Consider the following 23,591-nt stretch of genomic DNA (forward strand, 5'->3'; position numbering starts at 1 on the left):
GAGCTGGTGATCAGCGGCGCCGGGGCTGGACCAGGCAGCGAGATCCGCGGGACCCTCTGCTGATTCAGCGCACCTTGACCTTGACCGTCGGGCTCTTCCGGACGTTGCGGCCGTCGCTGACCTCGACGTGGTACGACAGCGTCTGGCCACTGGTCAGGCCCGAGTCGGTGACCGAGGTGACGGTCGGCTTCGTCCAGGAGTTCGAGGTCCGCGACCAGGTGCCGATCCGGGTGCTGCCCCGGTACACCAGGTAGGTGAGGGTGATGTTGTCGCGGTCGAGTACGGTCTCGAAGGCGATCGTCACCTTGCTGACGCGCGCGCTCGCGACCTTCGGCGCGGCGGGCTGTGCCGGGGCGGCGCCGCCGGGAGTGTTGGTGAAGCGGGTCAGCCCTTCCTGCGGTACGCCGTTCACGGTGGTGAAGTCGCCGCCGGCCCAGAGGTCGTTGCCGCCGGATGCGAACGACAGCGGCCCGACCATCGTCTTGCCGCCGGCGTCGGTGTTCGGGAACCACGGGCCGAGCTTGCCGGTGATCGTGCTGTGGACGAGCAGGTGGTGCATGCCGGTCTTGTCCGGGAAGCCGCCGTCGGCGCTGCAGTCGTGCGCGTGCGAGCCCTTGTACAACCAGTTGCCGATCGCCTTGATCGCCTCGGTCGCGCCCAGGCAATGGCTCTGCCAGATCAGCTTGCCGGTCTTCGCGTCCGCGGCCAGTACACCGTCGTAGCAGCCCATTCCGGCACCGGCGTTGCCCGCGAACACCTTGTTTCCTTGGACTTCGATGTCCTTGACGCGACTGTCGCACCCCGGCGAGAGCGGCGGGATCGCCGCAGCAGCGGGCATCGCGTACGCCGCACCGGTGGACGGACTCAACATCGCGAGCGCATGCGAGCTCCGGCCACCGATAGAAGTGAAGCCACCACCCACGAAGACGCGCGTCCCGTCGGCGGACAGTTCGATCGCGTGGACATCGTCGTCCGCGTCCGGATCCCAGGGCAGCAGAGCGCCCGTGCTGAGACTGACCGCCGCGATGCGGTTGCGGACGACGCGGTCCACCGTGCCGAACGAGCCGCCCACGTAGACGGTGCTGCCGGTGATCTTCAACGCCGCGACCCGGTAGCTCACCGCCGGATCCCAGCCGGCCACAAGCTTGCCGGTGGCAACGTCGAACATCGCCACCCGCGACCGCGCCACCCCGTCGACCGCGGTGAAGTCGCCGCCGATCACGACCCGCTTGCCGTCCGGGGAGGTAGCGACACTCCACACCGGCCCGTTGACCTTGGGCGCGAACCGCGTCGGTACGCCGGTCGTCCGGTCGAACACCGCGAAGTACTTCCGCGCCGCGTCCCCGACGCCGCGTGCCTTCCCCGGCGGCCGGACGCGGGTGAAGAGGCCGCCGGCGAACACCAGGTTCCCGGCGACGGCGACCGCGTTCACACTCGCGTTCGTCTGCCACGAGCTCTGCTGCACCGATGACATCGACGCGCCGAACCCCCGCGGCGCGCTGCTCGTCCCCTCGGTCGCCGCCTCGACCGCAGGGCCCGCCGGCACCAGCGCCGCCGCGATCACGGCCGCAGCCGTGACCGCACCCAGGACAGCTTTCTTCTTCATGAGCGAACCCCCAAGGGCCGCTCCGGCGGAAGATGCCGACCCATGACTCGATGACAATGCGCGGTCAAACGATAACTGTCAGCACAGCCCCCGCCGAATCCGGGTCACCGGCGACCAGGACGGCATCCGGCCAGCGTGCTGGTCCCGCCACCGGTCACATGCGGTACCAGGCCGTAGTAGATCCGGGGTGCCCCGTCGAGGGTCACTGTCGCCTTGCCGTTGGCGACGGGCACCGCGCGAACTTGTCCGATCGCGTCCACCTCCCGTACGGCGGAACTCGCGGACACCGTCAGCGGTGTCTTGGTGGGCCACGGGTCGACCCAGACCTCCGGCGCCGGGAAGTGCCAGTCGGCCCGCGGACCGGACGTGTTCAGGATGTACCCGTCCGCCCGATGCCACAGCACGACCGCCGGTCCGTCGGGGGTGTCGAACCACAAGCCGAACGTCAGCGGGTCGGCGAACGACAGGTGCCCGCGGAAGACGGCCTGGTCGAACGCCCGGGCCGCGGTCGCGTACGCCAGCAACGACGGCTTCGGGCTCAGATCGCGGTTCATCAGGCCGAAGTGGTACTCGACGTTGTCCGGATCGGCGACCTGCGGCATCCCGAGCACACTGTCGTGGAACTGGTACCAGCAGACACATTTGATGCCCTCCGCTTTCGCCAGCGCCAGCGTGAGCAGAATGTTCTCGGCCGCGTGCCGATACGTGTCGTGCCACCAACTGTTGGGCTTGGTCGCCGCGTAAGCCTCCGTCAACCAGATCTCCTTCTCACCATGCTGGGCCATCAGCGCCTTGAGCTGCTTCAGGCCGCCGTAGAAGTTCCAGTAGGAGCCCTCGGGACCGCTGCCCCAGTCGCCGCCCGGCGGGACGTAGTCCGGGGTGAAGTTGCCTCGACCCGGGTGGTACGCGAAGGCGTCGATCAGATCCCAGCCACCTGCGGCGATGAAGTTCTCCACCCACGGCTTGTCCATGCCGGCCAGGCCGTTGTTCATCAGCTTGACGGTGTCTCCGGTGACCGCCCGGCGGTCGAACACCGGCCGCATCACCTTGTCCAGATAGGCCTGCGCCGCGACGCCGGTGTTGAACGGCCGGTTCAGCTCGTTGCCCACCTCGAAGTACTCCGCGCCGGCACCGGCTGCCACCGCCAGCTTCTCCGCGGCCCACGCGGCCGCCTGGGCGTCGGTCACGTCGAGCGACGGCTGCAGCTCGATGTTGTGCCGCATCCCGCGGGCGTCGAAGGCGGCCGGTGGCAGCCCGGGCCCACCGTCGTACGCGATCCGGACCAGACTGATGCCGGCCCGTTGCCACAGATCGAGTACGGCGTCCGCACTCGGCCGCAGGAGCCACGGGTAGTTCGCGATCCCGAACATGCTCTGTGCGCCGGCCTGATAGTCGTACGCGGGCAGCACCGCCAGATTGGTCCGCGCGAACGCCTCGTCGTCGCCGGATCGGACCACCACCTCCGCCAGCGCGATCCCACCGGCCGGAGCAGTCAGGTGGAAGGTGTGCTGCCACCTTCCGGCCGCGGCGACGCTTCCGGTCACGGTCGCCGACGCCAGCAGTACGCCGGAGAAGCTGCGCATCCACAACTCGAGCTCGACCGACTTGGCCGCGCCTCCGTTGGCGACGAGCGCCGTGAGCTCCATCGGCTCGCCGGCCGACTCGTACAGGTTGAATTCGCTGTTGGTGGTGAGCTCGATCCCGAGCTCCTTGCCGCGGCCGATGGTGGCGGTGGCCGACGGGCGGGTCCCGGAGAAGAAGAAGTCGGCCCGGCTTGTCCAGCCGCCGGCCGGATCGGCCACACCCGGTGCGTGCACCCAGGTCGCGTTCGTCCAGGCCTGCCGCGAGCGGTCCAGCAGGAACAGTCCGTGCAGGCCGGAACCCCAGGTCGACGTGTGCGCGACGCCGACGGTGTCCTCGTACGGGATCCCGCCGCCCGCGTCGCGCGTCCACTCGGTGATCGCGATGTAGTCGTCGGGGGCCGCCGGTGCCTGGATCGCCCGGCTGAACTGGAAGCCGTCCGGGATCAGCGTGGCCGCGCCGGTGATCCGCCATTCCAGCCGGGCGTGCGACGTACTGACGCTGAACCAGCCGGTGACGGACGTCGATCCGGCCGCGGCGTCGAAGGTGTAGTCCATCCGGATCGCCGGCGTACCGTCGGGGAGCGCGCTCAGCGTCGGCGTCCCGCCGGTCGAGACGTGGACGCCGGTGGCGCTGTCCTTGACCTGGAATTTCGAGCCGGCCGACCGCGTGACGCCGGCCGCGTCACGGATCGCGAGCCGGCCGCCGGGACTCGCCAGCAGGCTGATGCCGCCGGCGGTCAGGGTCACGTCGCCGGCCGCCGCGAACGCAGTGACCGGGGTCGCCTCGGCGACCAGGACGACACCGGCCGCGAGAGCCGCGCCGAGCAGGCCGCGGCGGCTGAGAGTGGTCCGGGAGAAGGCTTCGGGCGTCATCGGCTGCTCCTTCTGATAATGCCTATCTTCAGATCGACGGACCGAACACTCCCAGCCTCGGAACCCGACGTCAATAGGTCATTGTGCAAATGGCTTTCGCTGGGCTAGGGTCGCCGCAGGTTGCTGAAGATAGGCATTATCAAGACGGAGGAACGATGGCACCGAAACCTCGCCGGGTCACCCAGCGCGAGATCGCCGAGATCGCCGGCGTCAGCCAGACCACCGTGTCGGTGGTGCTGAACGACCGCGACGGGACGAACGTGCGGATCCCCGAGGCGACCCGGGCACGGGTCAAGCAGGCCATCGAGCAACTGACGTACGTCGCCGACCCGGCCGCGCGCCGGCTGGCCGGCCTGGACAACCAGATCATCGGCGTCTTCACCTACGAGGCCGCGCTGTCCCCGGAGAGCATGGACTTCTACGGACCGCTGCTGAACGGGATCGAGAGGGCCGCCGAGCGGATCGGCTGGGACCTGCTGTTCTTCACCTCGTCACCGGTCGAGGACGGCACCCGGAGCCTGTTCCACCGCAAGACCCGGCTGCGGCTGACCGACGGCTGTGTCCTGCTCGGTCAGCAGATGGTCGCGTCCGAGCTGGAGCGACTGGTCGCCGAGCAGTTCCCGTTCGTCGCGATCGGCCGCCGGGACGAGACCGCCGCCGCTGTGCCGTACGTCGCCATCGACTACGTCACGCCGACCACCGCACTGATCGACCAGGCTGCGGCCGCCGGGCATCAGCAGGCGCTCTACGTGCACCGCGGCCGGGACACGCCCGCGGCGCGCGATCGTCGCGGTGCCGTCGAGGCCGCTTCCGCGGAGGGCCGGCTCGCCTTCCTGCTGGTCGGTGAGGAGCGGATCGCCGACCTCCCCCGGCTGGCGCGGGCGACCGGCGCGAGCGTCATCATCGCCGAGGACGCGTTCCTGCTCGAGGACGTCGTGCACGCGCTGACGACGGCGGGAGTCGCCGTACCCGAAGAGGTCTCGGTCGCGGCACTGGGCGAGGTGCGCGGTCATCGCATCGAGGGCCGGATGCTCGCGGGATTCCACGTGCCGAGGGAACAACTGGCGTCCGAGGCACTCGATCTGCTGCAGCTGCTGATCGCGACCGATCCGCAGGAGTGGGCCGAACTCGAGACCCGGCGGCACCTGGTCGCCGAGGTCGAGCCGGGCGAAACCGTGGTCGCGCGGACCGGGGACCCGTCATGACCGTGTCCACGCCCATGCTCAGGCCCGGCAGGCTGACCACCGAGGTCGCGATCATCGGCGGCGGTCTCGGGGCCGTCGCCGCCGCGCTGGCGTTGCTGCAGCGCGGCCGGCGCGTGGTGATGACCGAGGAGTACCCATGGCTCGGCGGTCAGCTCACCTCACAGGCCGTGCCGCCCGACGAGCACATCTGGGTCGAACAGTTCGGCGTCACCGCCCGCTACCGCGCGCTCCGCGACGGCATCCGGCGCTACTACCGGGACCACTATCCGCTGACCGAGGCCGCCCGCGCCGACCGCGAACTGAATCCGGGACGTGGCCGCGTCAGCCGGCTGTGCCACGAACCGCGGGTCGCCGACGCGGTCATCACCGCGCTGCTGGCGCCGTACCGGTCGACCGGCCGGCTGACGGTCCTGCAACCCTGCGTGCCGGTCGCGGCCGAGGTCACCGGCGGCGTCGTCCGCACGGTCACGGTCGCGGACCCACGGACCGGGGCCGAGACCGTGATCGCCGCCGAATTCGTCCTGGACGGAACCGAGACCGGTGACCTCCTGCCGCTGACCGGCACGGAGTACGTCGTCGGCGCCGAGGCGCGTGCCGACACCGGCGAGCCGAATGCCGCCGAGGTCGCGGATCCGGGCAATGTGCAGTCGATCGCGTGGTGCTTCGTCTTCGACCACGCCGCCGGTGACCACACGATCGCGCGACCGGACGACTACGACTTCTGGCGTTCGTTCGAGCTGCCGTTCTGGGGCGCGCCGATGCTGTCCTTCACCGCCCCGAACCCGCGCACCCTGGTGCCGGAGGAGCGGACCATGAACGTCAACCCCGCTGCCGACGTCACCGGGGACCCGCGCTTCGACGCGGGTGACCGCGATCTGTGGCAGTTCCGCCGGATCGCCGCTCGGCAGAACTTCACCGACGGCTTCTACGACAGCGACATCGTGCTCGCCAACTGGCCGCAGCTCGACTACGTCGGCGGCTCGATCATCGACACCGACGACCGCGCGTCGCACCTGCTCGCCGCCAAGGCGCAGTCCCGTGCGTACGTGTACTGGTTGCAGACCGAGGCGCCACGCCCGGACGGCGGCCGCGGCTGGCCGGGCCTGCGGCTGCGCGGCGACCTGGTCGGTACGGCGGACGGCTTCGCGCAGGCGCCGTACGTCCGCGAATCGCGCCGGATCAAGGCGCTGACCACGGTCCGCGAGCAGGACATCTCGATCAAGGCCCGCGGGTACGACGGTCCGGCCCGCTTCGAGGCGTCGGTCGGCGTCGGGATGTACCGGATCGACCTGCATCCCTCCACCGGAGGTGACAACTACATCGACGTCGAATGCGCGCCGTTCGAGATCCCGCTCGGCGCGCTGGTACCGGCTACCACCCAGAACCTGGTGCCGGCCGCCAAGAACATTGGCACCACCCACATCACCAACGGCGCCTACCGGCTGCATCCGGTCGAGTGGAACATCGGCGAATCGGCCGGCGAACTCGTCGCGTTCTGCCTCGAGAGCGGCCTGAGCCCCCAGCAGATCGCGACCGACGACCCCCTCGTCGACCGTCTCCAGGGCCGGTTGACGGCGGCCGGGGTCGAGCTGCACTGGCCCGAGATCGCCGGCTACTAGCCTTCCCGACACGAAGGACCACATCATGATCACTGCAAGGAAGCTGCTCGGCGCCCTGGCGCTGACCACGGCAGCGACGCTGACCGCCGCCTGCGGCGCATCCGGCACGTCCGGCGCCGGGACGGACGGGGCCAACGCCACCGACGTCAAGCTGCGGATGACGGTCTGGACCTCGAACGCGGATCAGCTCAAGCTGTTCGACGCGATCGGCGACGCCTACCGCGCGGAGCACCCCGAGGTCACCTCGATCACCTTCGAGAGCCTGCCGTTCGCCGACTACAACACCACGCTCACCACCCAGATCGCCGGCGGGAACGCGCCTGACCTGGCCTGGATGGGTGACCTCTCGAGGGACCTGATCGCCTCCGACGCCCTGGTCGGCCTGACCGACAAACTGAAGGCGACCGACGGCTGGCAGTACGACGACCTGGCGGACAGTGCGACCAAGGAGTACAGCCGCGACGGCACGCTGTACGCCTACCCGTTCTCGAACTCGCCGTTCGCCCTCTACGTGAACACCGACCTCCTGGCGAAGGCCGGTCAGACGATCGATCCGAAGACGCTGACCTGGGACCAGGTGGCCGCCGCGGGGGCCGCCGTGCACGCCAAGACCGGCAAGGCGGGCTTCGTGATCCGGGACTTCGACTACAAGTCCTGGAACACCCTGGCCACGGTCTGGACCGGGTTCGGCGCCGCGGCGTGGAGCCCGGACGGCAAGACCTGCACGTTCAACAGTCCGGAGATGCAGCGCGCGTTCACGTTCCTGCACGACGCGGCGTTCAAGACCCGTGCGATGCCCGGCCCCGGTACGAAGGCCGACTTCTTCGCCGGTGACGCCGCCTTCACCGTCGCCCAGGTCTCCCGGGCGTCCCTGCTCACCGGGTCCTTCAAGTTCGGTGTCCACCCGCTGCCGGCGGGACCGTCCGGCCGGCACGCCGTACTCGGTCAGGCCGGCGTCGGTGTCCTTGCTGCCAGCAAGCACCAGGAGCAGGCAACGGACTTCCTCGCCTACCTGACGAATCCGGTGAACGCGGCCAAGCTGGCGCAGTTCTTCCCGCCGCCCCGGAAGTCACTGCTCACCGGCGCGAAGCTTGCCCAGAACAACAAGAAGCTGTCCGCCGCCCAGCTGCAGGAGGTCGTCGTCGACCAGCTGCCGAACGCCGTGACGCTCCCCAACCACACCAGTCCGGCCGAGATCGCCCAGAAGGGCAAGACCGCGCTGGACGCGATGTGGAAGCCCGACGCCGACATCCCCGCCGTCCTCGACTCGGTCTGCGCCGCGATCGAACCGATCCTGGCCAAGTGATGCACTACTGGACCACTCGCCGGCGCGATGTGCTGACCGGGTACCTGTTCATCGCGCCCCAGCTGGGCGGTGTCGTGCTGTTCGTGCTGATCCCGGTCGGGCTGGCGATCTGGTACAGCCTGAACAAGTGGAACGTCTTCACCGGCAAGCAGACCTTCGTCGGGGGCGACCACTACGCCGCGCTGGCCTCCGATCCGCAGTTGCCATCGGTGCTGCTGGCAACGGTCGTCTTCTCCGGCGGCGTCGTGGTCCTGAACATCACCCTCGGGCTGCTGATCGCCGTACTGCTGAACCGCCGGTTCCGCGGCGCGACCTTCTTCCGCACCGTGTTCTTCTCGCCGGTCGTGGTGTCCGTCGTTGCCTGGACCTTGGTCTGGGGATTCCTGCTGCAGGACAACGGCGGCATCAACGGGCTGCTCCGCGCGATCGGCGCCGACGGGACGAACTGGCTGCAGCACGGCGACACGGCGATGCTGTCGGTGATCGTCAGCCAGGTCGTCCGCAGTGTCGGCGTCAACATGGTGCTGTTCCTGGCGGCGTTGCAGGGCGTGCCGTCGGAGCTGTACGAGGCGGCGCGGATCGACGGCGCGCGCAGCCGGGCCGTGTTCGCCCGGATCACGCTGCCGCTGATCGCGCCGACCGTCCTGCTGACCGCGATCATCACCGTTGTCGGTGCGCTGCAGTCGTTCGCCCAGATCGCCGTGCTCACCGGAGGCGGGCCGGAGCTGAGCACGACGGTGCTCGTGTACTACGTGTTCCAGCAGGCCTTCGAGTTCAACGACATCGGCTACGGCTCGACCGTCGCGCTGATGCTGTTGAGCTTCGTGATGGTGCTGACCCTGCTGCAATGGCAGCTGCGCAAGAGGTGGGTGTTCCATGAACAGTAGGGGGAACAGTCGAGCATCGTTGATCCGGCGGGTGCTCCTGGTGACAGCGCTCGCCGTACTGGCGGTCCCGTTCGCGGTGCCGACGATCTGGATGGTCGCCGCGTCGGTCAAGCCGTTGCCGGAGATCTTCAAGTCGCCGCCGTCGCTGTGGACCGACCACCCGACCCTTGCCGCGTACAGCGAGGCGTTCACGTTCCAGCCGTTCGCCCGGCAGTACGTGAACAGCGTGTACATCGCCGTACTGGTCACTCTGATCACGCTGCTGGTCTCAAGCATGGCCGGGTACGCGTTCGCGCGGATCCGGTTCCCCGGCGCGAACCTCCTGTTCCTGGTGGTGCTGACCGGCCTGCTGGTCCCGAGCGAGGTGACGATCGTTCCGCTGTTCCAGGTGTTCAAACGGGCCGGGATGATCAACACCCACTGGCCGCTGATCCTCGTCACCGCGCTGGCCGCGCCGTGCGTCCTGGCGACCTTCATCATGCGGCAGTTCTTCATCGCCCTGCCGGTCGAACTGGAGGAGGCGGGGCGGCTGGACGGTCTCGGCCGCCCCGGGATCTGGTGGCGGATCTGCCTGCCACTGGCCCGGCCGGCGCTGTCCGCTGTCGCGATCCTGACCTTCCTCGCTTCCTGGAACCTCTACCTCGAGCCCACCGTCTACCTGACCTCACCGGAGCTGTTCACGCTGCCGCAAGCCCTCACCCGCTTCACCGACGCCTATGGCGCGGACATGTGGAACACCCAGCTCGCGGCCGCCACCATGACCGTCCTGCCGGTCCTGATCGTCTTCGTGCTGGCCCAGCGCCAGTTCGTCGAGGGCCTCGCACATTCGGGCCTCAAATGACCGATCCGATCGTGTTCGAGCACGCCGACGTACAGCTGCGGGTCGATCGCGGTGTCTTCGAACTGTTCCAGCACCGCAACATCGCCAGCTCCTACCGGACGCCGCTCGAGTGGGTCCGGGTCCAGGTCCAGGTGCGTCAGCGCGCGATGATGCTGCATTTCTCGCTCGTCCAGGACCCGGACGAGCCGATCTACGGGCGCCTGATGGGCAGCGTCTGCTCACTGGCGACCGTCGAGATCCCGATGGCCGACGAGCCCGTCTTCCGGGCGTTCTTCACCGAACTCGCCCGTCTCGCGAACCGCCCGATCGGCTGAGCCTTGCCTCCGGTTTCTTAGTCGGCTAAGTTTTCTTCTTAGCCGACTAACAAACTGTGGAGGACGGGGCATGGACCTGGGATTCAAGGATGTGGCGGTGCTGGTCACGGGCGGTTCGTCCGGGATCGGCCGGGCCACCGCGATCGCGTACGCACGGGAAGGCGCCCGCGTCGCGATCACCTACAACTCCCGCAAGGACGCGGCCGAGGCGGTCGCCGAGGAGATCGAGGAGGCAGGCGGTACGGCGTACGTCGTACCGCTGGACCTCAGCGCGCCGGAGACGATCGCGGCCGCCGTGGCGTCGACGGTGGAGCACTGGGGCGGTCTCGACGCGGTGGTCGCGAACGCGGTCGACTGGGGCCCGCACGACGGGCGGACGCAGAAGATCGAGGACGCGTCGCCGGAGTGGTGGACCAGGGTCGTACGGGCGAACCTCGAGGGGAACATGCACCTCGCACAGCAGGTAGCACCCGCACTGCGGCAATCCGGACGCGGGCGGCTGGTGCTGGTCTCGACAGACCTCGCGGAGCGCGGCATGGGCGCCGGCGCCTGGGCGTACGGCGCGGCGAAGGCCGGACTGCACGGTCTGGCCGCGAGCCTGCAGCACGATCTGGGCGCGGACGGCGTACTGGTCAACGTCGTCCTGCCCGGCATCACGCTGGAGCACGGCGAGCACCGGATCATCCCGCGGGCGGCGCTGGACACGATCGAGGCCGGATTCACCGCGCGGCACCTCCCGGACGTCTCCGAGATCGCCGACGCGATCCTGTTCCTCACCTCGCCGCGGACCAGGGCCGTCCAGGGAGAGCTCCTGCACGTCACCGGCGGCCACATGATCCCGGCGTAATGCGGCGCTGACGGCGCCGACACTTGTACGGTGGGCTCAGGGAGCACCCCGGCATAAGGAGCGTCGCGATGGCTCGCGCACTGATCGTGGTTGATGTGCAGAACGACTTCTGCGAGGGCGGTAGTCTCGCCGTCGCGGGTGGCGCCGACGTCGCGTTCCGGATCGGCGAACTACTGCACCGCTGGCACGAGGCCGATCCGGACGAGCGGCAGTACGCGTACGTCGTAGCCACCCGGGACCACCACATCGACCCGGGCGACCACTTCTCCCGGGAGCCCGACTTCGTGCACTCATGGCCGCCGCACTGCGTCGCGGGCACCGACGGCGTCAGCTTCCACCCGAACCTGGACCCGCAGCCGTTCGACGCGATCTTCGACAAGGGCGAGTACGCGGCCGCCTACTCCGGCTTCGAGGGCAAGTCCCACGACGGCGGCCACGCGCTCGCCGACTGGCTACGCGAAAAGGGCGTCACCGACGTCGACGTCTGCGGCATCGCCACCGACTACTGCGTCCGCGCCACCGCCCTCGACGCCCGCAAGGAAGGCTTCGGCACAACAGTCCTCACCACTCTGACCGCCGGCGTGGCCGAATCCACCACCCAACAGGCCCTCACCGAACTCCGAGCCGCCGGCGTGGATCTCACCTGAACCGGAGCCTCCGATCCGCGGCGGGCTGACTTGCCGCCGCCTTCGACGGGTGGCGCATCACGAACCGACGACAACCATCGCGGCACCGCATACCGGAAGGTGTGGGTGGACGCTGCTTCGCGGCTGCTGATTTGTTGCCGCATTCGGACGGGTATGTGTCTCGCGGGCGCGACAACTGCGGCACGCAGCCACACCAGGCAGGCATGAGCGCAGCGCAGCAGTACCGGGATGCGCCCGCAGTACCGGGATGCGCCCGGGATTCAGGGCGCCATATCGGGTGGCCGCCTTGCGCCACCTTCGCGGATGCGTGACCCGTCGTGGCAGCGATTGCTGCCGACGTCGGCGTACCTGCCTCGGCGGACCGGATTCAAGAGCGGACAACTCGACCACCCCGACAGCGCGGACAGACCGCGGCACTGTCACACCTGCAGCACCGGGCAGCGTCCATCACTGTCACACCTGCAGCGCGGCTCATCCGCACGGCTCATCCGCACCTACGAGGACCCGGGTACCGACTTCTAACGAGACGGGACCGGGTGGGTGCCGGTGTGGTCGACGAGGAAGCGGAATCCGTGCGGGCTGATCCATTCGATCGCTCCGCTGGGCAGGCGTCGGTTGCGCCAGCCGCCGAAGGTTTTCGCGCGGTGGTGGAGCCGGCTTTGCGGTATGAGGTTGTCGACGCTGGTCTGCCCCGCCCGTGCCGGGGGCCCCGTACGGTCGGGCGGACCTGTCCGGCCCGGTCGGGTTGATGGTTCTGGTCGGCCGGTGCGGTCGTGCGGCCCGGCGGGGTCGGGGGTACCGGTTTGGCCGGGCGAGCCGGTTTGGCTGGGCGGCTGGGTCTTGGTGTGGTCATACGGGGTGATGTGGTCCTGGTCCATCGAGACGGTGGCCTCGGCGGTGCCGTAGGGGAACATGTCGACGGGATGGCGGAGCCGGACGCGTTCACGGATCCGGTCAGGGATCTCATAGCTGTGAACACTGACCTGGTCGTGCAGATCGATCACCGGCTTGACGACAACCTGATCGTGTCCGAGCAGCTCAGCCAGTTGGCCGGCCAGCATCGGCCCGAGTTCCTCGACACGCAGGACGCCGTTGCCGGTAGCAAGGGTCTTGTCCGTGAGGTGCACGTACAGGGTGTGCCGGTTCCTCCGGCTCGGTCCGCCGCCGGCGCCGAAACCTCTGCCGTGAGCATCGCGCTTGATGGAGGCCAGCCGGCCCGCCAGCACCCGTCGCGCGAACGCATCCACACCGTCCACACCGTCCACACCGTCCACATCGTCCACACCGTGCAGACCGTGTGGACCGTCTGCGTGGTCGGCGTCGGGGTAACTAACCAGATCTGGGGTGGTGGTGTGAGCCCTGACAGCGCCAGCAGGCGTAGTCGCTTCACCGGGCGTAGCTGCGCTGCTAGAGGTAGCGGCAGTGCCGATTGAGGCGGCGTTGTCCGGGCCCTCAGCCTGCACGGCGCCCTCAGCCTGCGCAGTGTCCGCGGCCTGTGCGGTGCCCTCCGCGTCCTTCGCGTCCTCCGCACGTTCGGTGTCGTCGGTCGGAGATGAGGAGGCGGGGTTCGCAACAGCCGCGCCACCATCGGTCGCATCGGACGCATCGCCCGCGCCGGTAGTGCCGGTAGTGCCATCGCTGGTGTCGCCGGTGTGGGCTGGCGCTGTTGGAGCGGTTGGAGCGGTTGGAGCGGTTGGAGCGGTTGGCGCGGTTGGCGCGGTTGGCGCGGTTGGCGCGGTTGGACCGTTCGCGGCCGCGTTCACGGCCAGGTTGGCGGCCGGGTTGGCCGGCGTGTTGGGCGTGTCGGGTGTGGTTTGGGTGTGGGCGAGGTCGCGGGCGGTGTTGAGGAGTTGTTGGGCGGCGGCGGGGTCGGAGATCCAGTCGACGGCTTCGGCGCGGCGCTGGTCGAGGGGGTCGGTGTCACCCAGCACGGCTAGCGCCCAGGCGAGGTCTTCGATGGTGGCGTCGAACCGGATCGCGGCGCCGGACGCGGCACGGATCAGGATCCGTTTGGTGCCGTGCTCATCGGACTGGGCGACAAACACCCCCCGGGTCTTCGCGGCGGCCTCGGCGGCCGCGCGGGCCTGGTCGGGGTCGGCTTCCCAGACCGCGGCGGTGACGATGGACCTCAGTCTGCCCGGGGTGAGGGTGTTCACGATCCCGGCGACCCGGCGGTCCACGATCGCGGCCGCGTCCAGGGACAGGGTGAGGCACGCGTGGGCGATCTTGCGGGCCCGCCAGCTGACCGCGTGTCCGGACAGCACCGCGGCCCAGACCCGCGGGAGCCGGTGCCGCAGCGCCAGCGCTTCCCCGATCAGTGCGGCGGCGGCGCCGCTGGAGATGCCGATCACGGCACCGAACTCGACCGGCGCGAACTCGGCCACCCCCGGACAGCCCTCACCGCCGTACACCACCAACCGCTCACACCCCGGCAGCGGCACATGATCGTCCAGCACCGCGTTGCGGTCGGCGAAGGCCAGCGCGGCCCGCAGGATGCCCACCGCGGCGTGTTCTTGATCCTGGGCGTACTCGGCGGCCGCGGCCAGCAGGTCACGGTCGCTCAGCTCCTCCAGACCAGTCTCGAACATGTGTTCTATTGTATGTCACGAAACGATCACAGCCAAATCCGCAGACGCCGGAATCCCTTGCACAGAAGCAGAATCGCGATGCCAGCGCACGGGACCCGCGGGAGGCTCGGCTGTCACCAGCGCCTGATCCGCGTACTTGCCGGTCGAGTCCTTGTGAGGCGGCGGACGCGGACCAGGTCACGGTTGCCGTCGCCGGCTCGACCGAGGAAAGAGTCGAGTCGCGCGGAGCACCTGCTCCAGCTCAGCTGGGACGAACTGGACGACAGCGAGTGGCGTGAAGGCCGACGTGTTAGGCGCTAGTTCGCTGACCCCGATCAGCTTTGAGCCGAAACCCTCGGCCGGGTGTAGGCGATCCGCCGCAGTACGGATGACAGTCCGGGTAGGTGGTAGCAGCGCGCAGCACGGCGACGAAGGAGCCGCGCGAAGCACCGCGCGGGTTCAACCACAACCCCTCCCAGGCAAGCCCGCCGCGCCGTCGGGGACCTGCGAGGAGCCGTTCGCCGCAGGGCCGGACGGGCGCACGGGCGGGCGCGAGCGGCGCGCAGCACAGCGACGCAGGAGCCGCGCGAAACATCGCGTGGGTTCAACCACAACCCCTCCCAGGCAGGCCCGCCACGGCGTCGGGGAACCTGCGGGGGACAGTCGGCCGCAAGGCGCGGCGGTCGCACGGGCGGTCGCACGGGCGGGCGCGAGCGGCGCGCAGCACAGCGACGCAGGAGCCGCGCGAAACATCGCGTGGGTTCAACCACAACCCCTCCCAGGCAAGCCCGCCGCGGCGTCGGGGAACCTGCGAGGGACAGTCGGCCGCAAGGCGCGGCGGGCGCACGGGCGGGCGCACGGGCGGGCGGGAGCGGCGCGCAGCACGGCGACGGAGGAGCCGCGCGTAGCACCGCGGGGGTTCAACCGCGTCCCTTCCCATGCAGGCCCGCCGCGGGGTCCGGGGACTTGCGAGGGACAGTCGGCCGCAGGGCCGGGCGGTCGCACGGGCGGGCGGGAGCGGCGCGCAGCACAGCGACGCAGGAGCCGCGCGCAGCACCGCGTGGGTTCAACCACATCCCTTCCCAGGCAGGCGGTCCGCGGCGCGGGGAACTTGCGAGGAGCAGTTGGCCGCAGGGCGGGGCGGGCGGGTGGGAGCGGCGCTTCTCTGGGCGGGCACAGGTGTTGACTGCGGGCGCACAGCCCGGTTAGCGGGTCTGCCGGGCGGGGTTCGGGATGTCTACCGTCGCGGCAACGACTCGCAGCGAGAGGCAGGAGTACGGGATGACCGATCTCGGTGAGCGCAGTTACGTCCTCGGGCAGGGGCTTCGGGCAACGGTTCTGACGACGGGTGAGGAGACCGGTGGCCGGCACGATCTGACTGATACGTGGCAGCCGGGTGGGGAGATGACGCCGTTGCATCTGCACACCCGTTACGAGGAGCGGTTCTGGGTGTTGTCCGGTGGGCTGAGTGTCTGGGCGGGCGACGAGTTCGTGGAACTGCGGTCGGGTGACTATTTCCGGGTTCCGATGAACGTGCCGCATGCGGTTCGCAGCGGACCGACGGGGTGCCGTGCGCTGCACATTTCGACGCCGGCGGGGTTTGCCGAGCTGGTCGCTCGTTCCGGCACCCCGGCGTACCTCGCGAGGCCGGAGACCGAGCTGGATCTGGAGCTGTTCATGGCGATCACGACCGAGCTGGGCGATGTGGTTCTCGGTCCGCCGGGGACTCTGCCCAGCGATCGATGACGTCGGCGGCCTGCTCCGCGCCGTTCTCGGTGCGCAGCAGGTCGCCGAAGGCGCGCGCTTTGGTGACGTACTGCGTGGTGAGCGCCTCCCGCAGCGCTCGGGTCAGGCGGGTGCGGGTCAGTGAACGGAACGGGAGCTCGACGCCCAGTCCGAGCCGGCTCAGGCGCCACGCCCAGAACGGCTGGTCGAGGAACAGGCTGACGACGACCGACGGGATTCCGGCGCGGGTGACCGCCGCCGTCGTCCCCGAACCACCGTGATGGACGGCCGCCGTACAGCGCGGCAGCACCTCGTCGTGGTTCAGGTCCGCCCCGGCGAGGAACACGGTGTCCGAGAGTTTCCCCGCGGCGACGCCGTAGTCGGTCCAGCCGGCGGCGATCAGCGCCCGTACGCCGAGGTGCCCGGCGACCGCGACGATGTCGTCGAGCAGGCGCCGCGGATTCGGAACCGGCAGACTACCGAAACCGAAGTACACCGGGGGTTCACCGGCCGCCAGCCAGTCGTGGAGGTCGGACGGCAGCTCCGACTCCCCCAGGGCCGCGCGCAGGTCCGCGTCCGGAAGCGCTGGGCCGACCAGATGTTGCTCAGAGCCCCAATCCGACGGGCGCGGAACCAGCCTCGGACTGTAGGCGTGCACTGCGGGTAACGCTCCGATGCGGAGCTGCCGGGTGATCGGCGGCACTCCCAGTTCCTGACAGAGCCGGTCGATGCTCGGCTTGCTCTGCCGCCAGAGCAGGTTGTCGAACGCCGCGAATGTGAGCCGGTTGAGCAGGCCCAAGCGGAAGTCGCGGACCGGACCGGCCAGGCTCGCCCACGCGGCCGTCGGCGTCATCGGCGCGGACAGCAGACTCGCCGCCGGCCGCCCGGTCAGCTCGTGCAGGGCGGCCCCGCGCAACGCCATCCCGAGGCTGGACAGGATCAGGTCGGCGTCCTGTGCTACCTCGACGACGGACCGGGCGATGGAGGCGTCGGCCTTGCGTTCGTCGGCGGTGACGCGGCGTACGAGCGTGGAGATGCGCCCCCGGGCGAGGATCTCGCGGGCTTCGTCCGAGTTCAGGAAGCGGCCGACGTCAAGGGCGGAGGATGTCACCGGCAGTCCGGAACGGGCGGCCCACGCGGCCAGGTCGGCATTCACGCACAAGCGGACGGAGTGGCCTCGGTTGTGCAGCACGGACCCGATCGCCAGGGCGGGCTGGACGTCGCCACGGGTGCCGTGGGCAAGCAGTGCGATCTTCATGCCGACAGCGTCGTCGGAGGACGCCGTACGGTCGTTGCTCTACAGCGCCAGGTTGTTGTCTCCGCGCGCAGCGTGGACGGCTCGGTACTCGGCCGGAGGCAGGGCGAACCTGACTTTGAAGGCGCGGTTGAAATGTGCCGCGCTGGTGAAGCCCCACCGGGCCCCGATGGCCGCCACCGGGCGGCCGGCGAGCGCGGGATCCAGCAGGTCGCGCCGGCACCGGTCCAGCCGGCGCGAGCGGATCAGCGCGGCCACGCTTTCGCCGGTGGGCTCGAAGAGGCGGTGCAGGTACCGCAACGAGATGTGGTGGGCTGCCGCGACCGCAGCCGGTGTGAGGGCGGCGTCGCCGAGATGGGTCTCGATGAACGCCCGGCATCGGTGCAGCAGCGCCCGGGAGCGGGTTTCGGCGGGCAGGGCGTGTTCCTGCTCGAGACGGGCGGCCAGACCCACCGAGACGAGGTCGAGGATCGCCGATCCGATCCGTGCGCCCCGTGCGCCGTCGTCGGCGTCGAGGTGGTTCGGCAGCTGCTGGACCAGGCCGGAGACCAGCGCGGCTGCCCCGTCCGACCCGGGGATGCTGACGCCGGTCAGGCCCGCCACGCGGTGCTCCGGTAGCGGGCTCAGCGCCTTCGGGTAGGACAGCATGATCACGCGCCGCTCGGAGTACGTGCACCGCAACGGCCGGGACAGGTCGGAGAGTCCGATGTCGCCCGGTGCGAACCGGGCACACCGTCCGTCTTGTTCGCTGACCGTCACGCCCTCCGCCTGGGCGAACAGCACGAAGGAGTCGGGGTCGTGCGCGCGGACGTGCGCGGCGGTCCGGGTCGCCTGTCCCGGGCCGGAGCGGGACACCGCGACCTGGAGCGGGCCGACCGTGCCGATCAGCAGTTCGTCCCGCAGGTCCGGCCCGTCGTCCAGCCGGAGATCGAGGCCGCCGATCCTGGCGGCCACGACCTCGTTCCAGTACGCCGCCCGCGTCGCCCTCGGCTCGGCGACGGCCCTCAGCAGAGTCCGCATCACACCTCAGACGGTAACGGTGATCGGCACTCCGTTCGAGACCAGGGACCAGTCGCCGGTGTGGAAGGCCTTCGGGTCGACCGTGCCGGTTGTGGTGACGTAGTCGATCATCAGCTGCCGGATCTCGACCTGGCGGTTGTAGACGACCGGCGCGGTCTTCACGTGCGGGAAGTTGCCGCCGCCGGACTGGCGGTAGTTGTTGACCGCGACAACGAATTGCTGGTCGGCGGCGACCGGCGTCCCGTCGTACGCGAGGTCGGTGATCCGGGAGCCGACCGGCTTGGCGATGTCGATCTTGTAGGTCAGCGGCTTGGTCAGGCCGCCGAGAATGTCGTAGTTGTAGTCCGGTGTCCCGTTCGGCGCCGTGGGGGTCGGGGCGTTGGTGACCTGGCTGGACGGGAACGGCCCGGTGCCGGTGACCTGTTTGAAGTACTGCGCGGAGAATTCCAGGTACTCCGTGAGCTGCACGCCGGTCATCGTCACGCCGAGCAGCGTGTTGTCGAAGACGTAGAGACCGGCGACGTCGCGGATCGAGACCTCCCCGGCCGGGATCGAGGCCGCCCGGTTGAACGGGGCGGCGATCGCCAGCACCGGCAGCGACGCCTGCGGCGTACCGGCGAGCGCCTTCGCGACCGCGTCGGCCTGGACGAAGTTCACGAAGTCCAGCGCGGCGGTGTCCTCCCACGGCGCGGTCGCCGCGGACATCGCCTCGGTACAGGTGCCGATCTTCGAGTTCACGTACCCGACGACCGTGTCGTGGTCCTTCTGCAGCAGCGTGACGACCTGCGGGTCGGCGTCGACGGTGTTCGCGTTCAGCACCTGGCTGTGCCGGCCGACGACCTTCCACTGCCCGTGGACCTTCTGCACGTCCAGGTCGAACAGCGACAGCCGCATCCCCCACTTCAGCGGCTCGCTCAGCACGACCTGCTCGCCGGTGGCCTTGTTGGTGACGAACCGCTCGGGGATCTCCAGGTGCGCGTGGCCGACCAGGACGGCGTCGATGCCCGGAACGGTCTCGGCCATCAGCGCCGACGTGTTCTCCGGGTACGGCAGCGCGTCGCCGTACGACGAGGACAGGTCCATGCCCGAATGCACGGCGACGATCACGATGTCGGCGCCCGCCGCGCGGACCTTCGGGACCCACTCCTTCGCGAGCTCGACGATGCCGCCGAACGTCAGCTTGTTCTCGACGATCGCCTTGTCCCAGATCGCGATGCCGGGGTTGGTGAGGCCGAGGATGCCGACCGTGATCGGCTTGTCGCCCGGCACGTGCACGCGCTTGAGCATGTACGGCGGGAACGCCGGCAGGCCCGTGGTCCAGTCCTGGGCGTTCGCACCGAGCAGCGGGAAACGCACCTGGCTCTGGAACTTGCGGAGGATGTCGAGGCCGTAGTTGAACTCGTGGTTGCCGAGCGCCGCGGCGTCGTACCCGATCCGGTTCATCGCGGCCGCCATGGGATGGACGTGCCCGCCGGTGATGGGTTCGATCTTCGCGTAGTAGTACGCCAGCGGCGTGCCTTGAAGGGTGTCGCCCGCGTCGAGCAGCAGCGGGCGCGGCGCGTGGCGGTCGGCCGCGATCCGGTCCCGGACCGCGGTGACCAGCGTCGAGATCTTGGCCAGGCCGATGTCGTTGTGCGCGCTGTCGTCGTACTCGGCGTTCTTGAAGTAGTCCCAGTTGAAGACGTTGCCGTGCAGGTCGGTCGTCCCCAGCACACTCAGCCGGACGGTCTTGTCCTGTCCCTGACCGGCGTACGCCGGAACGGTCTGGAACCCGGCCGCGGCCAGTGCCGCCGCGCCCCCGATCACCGTACGTCGTGTCATCCTCGTCCGCTCACCGCTGTCCGTCATCGCCCCGCCTCACCGGTGCTCTCGCCGGGGTCTCCGGCACGAATGCACACGATACGGCCGACACACCCCTACCCGATGAACGGATGGCCCCGGGATCGCGAGAGGATTCCGCCCATGACCAAGCCGCCCGGCAGGTTGCTGCCGTTGGTCGCCGCCCTCCTCTGCGGTGCCGTCCTCGCCCAAGCCGCCACGCCCTCCTCGCACACCGTCATGTCCGCCGCGCCGTCCACCGCGGCGAACCGGCAGCAGGGATCATCCGCCCTGCCGGTCGCCTCCAAGCGGGGTGAGTCGTCGTCGACCAAACAGCCCACCCGGCCGGCCGTGAAGCCGCCGGCTCCCAAGCCACCGGCCGACGACTGGAACCTGGCGCGCCACGGCAAGGTCCTCTACCTGACCTTCGACGACGGTCCGCAGCAGGAGTGGACGCCGAAGGTCCTTCAGGTACTGCGTAAACACCACGCGCGCGCGACGTTCTTCGTGCTCGGGATCCAGGCGGCGCAGTACCCGGAGCTGATCGCGGCCGAACGCGCCGCCGGACACAGCGTCGGCAACCACACCTGGGATCACAAGACGCTCACCGGACTGCCCGACGCCAAGATCCGCCAGGAGATCGCGACGGGCGTGCAGTCGAAGTGCCTGCGGCCGCCGACCGGCGCCACCAACGCCAAGATCCAGGCCATCGCCGCGGCGTACCACCAGCGTCAGGTGCTCTGGGACGTCGACACGAAGGACTGGGAGAAGCCCGGCGCCGCGCGGATCGAACACGCGATCATGGCCGGCGCCCGCCCCGGCGCGATCGTCCTGCTGCACGACGGCGGCGGCAGCCGCGCCCAGACCGTCGCCGCGCTCGACAAGGCCCTGGCCAAACTCACGAAGCAGGGCTACACCTTCAAGTCGCTGCCCTGCTAACGAGCCACCGCCGCAACGCCGTTGGAGAAGTACCGCAGCGCCTGGTCGATGGCTTCGACGGGCTGGTCAAGGGACGCGACACTGTAGATACCAGCGGTCTTGACCCGCCTGCTCCGCCGGAGCAGTGCCCCGACAGCCGGCTGGTCGAGGCCGCTGACGCCCGGGCTTGCGGCGGTGACCCCGGGCTGCACGACCACCTGCAGGATCGGCTGCCCGAGCTTCCGCGTCCCGCGGAAACCCACCACCGCCGGCCAGGGCAGCACGACCGGCGCCGGTGCGCCTTCCACGCCGAGTTCGAGCGCGGCGGCCGTCATCCGCAGGGCGTACGGCGGGAGGTCCGTGCCGGTGTACCAGCGTTTCAGCTTGTCCCGCTGGACGAAGGGGACGAGGCTGGTCGCGAACAGGAACACCATGCAGGAGATCATCAGCATTCCCATGATCCACGAGCCGCCGAGCCGGAACGTCAGCCAGATCGACAGGGCCAGACCGACCAGCGAAATCAGCAGTGTGAATCCACCACTGATCGTCCGAACCCGGCGGACTGTGCTACGCCGACGCAGCATCTCGTCGCGCTTCAGACCGACCACGAAGCTCTCGTTCATGCCTCGAGCCTTGCAGCTCGGCAGGTCAGCGCAGGACCCCGGCAGTGCCGTTGGAGAAGTGTTTGAGGGCTTCGTCGATGACGTGGACGGGCTGGTCGAGGGCCTTGACGAGGAACATGCCGGTAGGCCTGAGCAGCGGGTTGGGCTTGACGACGCTTCGCACGGACGGTTGGTCGAGGCCGCGGACACCTGCCGTCGTCGCGCCCACGCCGCGGACCAGAGCCAGGTCGAGCATGTACTGGCCGAGCAGCTTGTGCTGCGTGAAGCCGCGGACGGTTGCCCACGGCAGCACCACCGGGTACGCCGCTCCGTCGCAGGCCAGTTCGAGTCCCTTGGCGGAGATCCGCATCGCCACGGGAGGCAGCTCGTTGGCGTCGTACCACGTCTGCCGCTCCGCCTGCAGGCGGTACACCATCACCGTGCTGAGGATCAGCGGGATCATTGCCAGGATCAACAGCAGTGCGAACGGCCACATCCCGGCACCGCGGAACGCGATCAGCGCGTAGACCGCCGCCACGATGCCGATCACGCCGAGCGCCGCCGTCACCCAGGCGCCGCGCCGCTCCACGGTCCGGACCACCTCGCGCCGGCGCAGCACCGTCTCCCGGTCGATCCCGACCACCAGCGGCTGCCCAAGGTCCCGTGGCAGCACCTGCACCTCCGGCGTGATCTCTGCTACCTGTGAAGTTGCGTCCCCGTCGTCCTCACTCACGGGGAAAGAATCCCACAGACCGCTAGTCCTTGCGGCGACCCGCCCAGGTCCACGCGTAGACGCCGTCGTCGACGGCCCGGCCGCCCTCGCCCAGTTCGAGCGGGCGGAAGGTGTCGACCATCACCGCGAGCTCCTCGAACCGCTCGGCCCCGAGCGACGCCTCGATCGCCGACGGCTGCGGGCCGTGCGCGTACCCGCCGGGGTGCAGCGAGATCGACCCGAGCCCGATCCCGGAGCCCTTCCGCGCCTCGTAGTCGCCGCCGCAGTAGAACATCACCTCGTCGGAGTCGACGTTCGAGTGGTAGTACGGCACCGGCACCGACAGCGGGTGGTAGTCGACCTTCCGCGGCACGAAGTTGCAGACCACGAAGTTGTACCCCTCGAACACCTGGTGCACCGGCGGCGGCTGGTGGATCCGCCCGGTGATCGGCTCGAAGTCGCTGACGTTGAACGTGTACGGGTACAGGCAGCCGTCCCACCCGACCACGTCGAACGGGTGCGTCGCGTACGTCATCCGCGATCCGACGATCCCGCCCGGCCCGTTCCCGCGGTGCTTCACCAGCACCTCGACGTCGCTGCCGTCCACCACGAGGGGCTCGCTCGCCGCGTGCAGGTCGCGTTCGCAGTACGGCGCATGCTCGAGGAACTGCCCGTACCGGGACAGGTACCGCTTCGGCGGGGCGATGTGCGAGTTGGCCTCGATGCAGTACGCGTGCACGCCCTCGAGCCCAGGCAGCCAGCGGTGCGTGGTCGCGCGCGGGATGATCACGTAATCGCCCGGGACCGCGTTCAGCACGCCGAACACGGTCTCGACGGTCGCCGAGCCCTTCTCGACGTACACGCACTCGTCGCCGATCGCGTTCCGGTAGTACGGCGACGGCTGCTCCGCGACGACGTACGAGATCCGGACGTCGCCGTTGCCGAGCACGAGCCGGCGGTCCTCGACCGGATTGGCCTTCGACGTGTCGGTGAACAGGTCGTGCAGCTTCAGGTGCCGCGGCGTCAGCGGGTGGTTCGGGACGGTGGCGAGATCGGGCAGGTCCCAGACCTGGGAGTCGACGATCGCGGACGGTACGCCGGCGTGGTAGAGCAGCGACGAGTCCGAGGAGAACCCCTCCTCCCCCATCAGCTCCTCGTAGTACAGCCCGCCGTCCGGTTTCCGGAACTGCGTGTGCCGCTTCGGCGGCACTTCCCCGACCTGCCGGTAGAACGCCATCTTTCCCGC

The 23,591-nt window shown here is 69.6% G+C and carries 19 protein-coding genes; 10 read left to right on the plus strand and 9 right to left on the minus strand.

All coding sequences use genetic code 11. From position 1 onward, the window contains the following. Positions 1-64 precede the first annotated feature (64 nt). Positions 65-1,606: a WD40 repeat domain-containing protein gene (locus BJY22_RS37415; protein ID WP_167216533.1), complete on the minus strand. Its 1,542-nt coding sequence runs from the start codon at positions 1,604-1,606 to the stop codon at positions 65-67. Between the two features lie 104 nt (positions 1,607-1,710). Further along, complete coding sequence (locus BJY22_RS37420; RefSeq protein WP_167216535.1) at positions 1,711-4,062, minus strand: hypothetical protein; 2,352 nt, start codon at positions 4,060-4,062, stop codon at positions 1,711-1,713. A gap of 155 nt (positions 4,063-4,217) precedes the next feature. Here BJY22_RS37420 and BJY22_RS37425 point away from each other — a divergent pair, with 155 nt between their 5' ends. From BJY22_RS37425 to BJY22_RS37460, 8 genes are all read left to right on the plus strand, one after another. Then, positions 4,218-5,267, plus strand: a complete 1,050-nt coding sequence (locus BJY22_RS37425) for a LacI family DNA-binding transcriptional regulator (protein WP_167216537.1) — start codon at positions 4,218-4,220, stop codon at positions 5,265-5,267. After that, positions 5,264-6,886: an FAD-dependent oxidoreductase gene (locus BJY22_RS37430; RefSeq protein WP_238350566.1), complete on the plus strand. Its 1,623-nt coding sequence runs from the start codon at positions 5,264-5,266 to the stop codon at positions 6,884-6,886. The genes BJY22_RS37425 and BJY22_RS37430 overlap by 4 nt, the downstream gene beginning before the upstream one ends. 25 nt (positions 6,887-6,911) lie before the next feature. Then, positions 6,912-8,192 carry an ABC transporter substrate-binding protein gene (locus BJY22_RS37435; RefSeq protein ID WP_167216539.1) on the plus strand — a complete coding sequence of 427 codons (1,281 nt, stop codon included), beginning with the start codon at positions 6,912-6,914 and terminating at the stop codon, positions 8,190-8,192. Continuing rightward, on the plus strand, positions 8,192-9,079 hold the full coding sequence (locus tag BJY22_RS37440) for a carbohydrate ABC transporter permease (RefSeq protein WP_167219164.1): 888 nt from the start codon (positions 8,192-8,194) through the stop codon (positions 9,077-9,079). The genes BJY22_RS37435 and BJY22_RS37440 overlap by 1 nt, the downstream gene beginning before the upstream one ends. After that, the gene (locus BJY22_RS37445; protein ID WP_167216541.1) at positions 9,069-9,920 is read left to right on the plus strand and encodes a carbohydrate ABC transporter permease; all 852 of its coding nucleotides are present in this window, start codon (positions 9,069-9,071) and stop codon (positions 9,918-9,920) included. The genes BJY22_RS37440 and BJY22_RS37445 overlap by 11 nt, the downstream gene beginning before the upstream one ends. Continuing rightward, positions 9,917-10,234 (plus strand): hypothetical protein, encoded by a 318-nt coding sequence (locus tag BJY22_RS37450; protein ID WP_167216543.1) that lies wholly within the window; start codon positions 9,917-9,919, stop codon positions 10,232-10,234. The genes BJY22_RS37445 and BJY22_RS37450 overlap by 4 nt, the downstream gene beginning before the upstream one ends. A 70-nt stretch (positions 10,235-10,304) precedes the next feature. Continuing rightward, positions 10,305-11,081, plus strand: coding sequence for an SDR family NAD(P)-dependent oxidoreductase (locus BJY22_RS37455; RefSeq protein ID WP_167216545.1), 777 nt, complete (start codon positions 10,305-10,307; stop codon positions 11,079-11,081). A gap of 68 nt (positions 11,082-11,149) precedes the next feature. Further along, positions 11,150-11,728 carry a nicotinamidase gene (locus BJY22_RS37460; protein WP_167216547.1) on the plus strand — a complete coding sequence of 193 codons (579 nt, stop codon included), beginning with the start codon at positions 11,150-11,152 and terminating at the stop codon, positions 11,726-11,728. Between the two features lie 518 nt (positions 11,729-12,246). Here BJY22_RS37460 and BJY22_RS37465 read toward each other — a convergent pair. Then, a complete protein-coding gene (locus BJY22_RS37465) occupies positions 12,247-14,316 on the minus strand; it encodes a DUF222 domain-containing protein (RefSeq protein WP_167216549.1) in 2,070 nt (689 codons plus the stop codon). A 1,260-nt stretch (positions 14,317-15,576) separates the two neighbouring features. Here BJY22_RS37465 and BJY22_RS37470 point away from each other — a divergent pair. Then, on the plus strand, positions 15,577-16,041 hold the full coding sequence (locus BJY22_RS37470) for a cupin domain-containing protein (RefSeq protein WP_167216551.1): 465 nt from the start codon (positions 15,577-15,579) through the stop codon (positions 16,039-16,041). Here BJY22_RS37470 and BJY22_RS37475 read toward each other — a convergent pair. The 3 genes from BJY22_RS37475 to BJY22_RS37485 are packed head-to-tail and all read right to left on the minus strand — an operon-like array spanning position 15,980 to position 20,116. Next, complete coding sequence (locus tag BJY22_RS37475; RefSeq protein WP_167216553.1) at positions 15,980-17,278, minus strand: glycosyltransferase; 1,299 nt, start codon at positions 17,276-17,278, stop codon at positions 15,980-15,982. The two genes, BJY22_RS37470 and BJY22_RS37475, sit on opposite strands and share 62 nt — an antisense overlap. Positions 17,279-17,317: 39 nt before the next feature. Beyond that, a complete protein-coding gene (locus BJY22_RS37480; RefSeq protein WP_238351572.1) occupies positions 17,318-18,295 on the minus strand; it encodes a helix-turn-helix domain-containing protein in 978 nt (325 codons plus the stop codon). Between the two features lie 6 nt (positions 18,296-18,301). Next, on the minus strand, positions 18,302-20,116 hold the full coding sequence (locus BJY22_RS37485) for a bifunctional metallophosphatase/5'-nucleotidase (RefSeq protein ID WP_238350567.1): 1,815 nt from the start codon (positions 20,114-20,116) through the stop codon (positions 18,302-18,304). Between the two features lie 141 nt (positions 20,117-20,257). Here BJY22_RS37485 and BJY22_RS37490 point away from each other — a divergent pair, with 141 nt between their 5' ends. After that, positions 20,258-21,052 carry a polysaccharide deacetylase family protein gene (locus BJY22_RS37490; RefSeq protein ID WP_202891443.1) on the plus strand — a complete coding sequence of 265 codons (795 nt, stop codon included), beginning with the start codon at positions 20,258-20,260 and terminating at the stop codon, positions 21,050-21,052. Here BJY22_RS37490 and BJY22_RS37495 read toward each other — a convergent pair. The 3 genes from BJY22_RS37495 to BJY22_RS37505 are packed head-to-tail and all read right to left on the minus strand — an operon-like array spanning position 21,049 to position 23,582. Next, positions 21,049-21,654, minus strand: coding sequence for a hypothetical protein (locus BJY22_RS37495; RefSeq protein ID WP_167216559.1), 606 nt, complete (start codon positions 21,652-21,654; stop codon positions 21,049-21,051). The genes BJY22_RS37490 and BJY22_RS37495 overlap by 4 nt on opposite strands. Before the next feature lie 25 nt (positions 21,655-21,679). After that, positions 21,680-22,366 carry a hypothetical protein gene (locus tag BJY22_RS37500; RefSeq protein ID WP_337759767.1) on the minus strand — a complete coding sequence of 229 codons (687 nt, stop codon included), beginning with the start codon at positions 22,364-22,366 and terminating at the stop codon, positions 21,680-21,682. Between the two features lie 22 nt (positions 22,367-22,388). Continuing rightward, positions 22,389-23,582, minus strand: a complete 1,194-nt coding sequence (locus BJY22_RS37505; RefSeq protein ID WP_167216561.1) for a homogentisate 1,2-dioxygenase — start codon at positions 23,580-23,582, stop codon at positions 22,389-22,391. Positions 23,583-23,591 lie beyond the last annotated feature (9 nt).

Source organism: Kribbella shirazensis, from assembly GCF_011761605.1.
In the GTDB taxonomy this organism is placed as follows: domain Bacteria; phylum Actinomycetota; class Actinomycetes; order Propionibacteriales; family Kribbellaceae; genus Kribbella; species Kribbella shirazensis.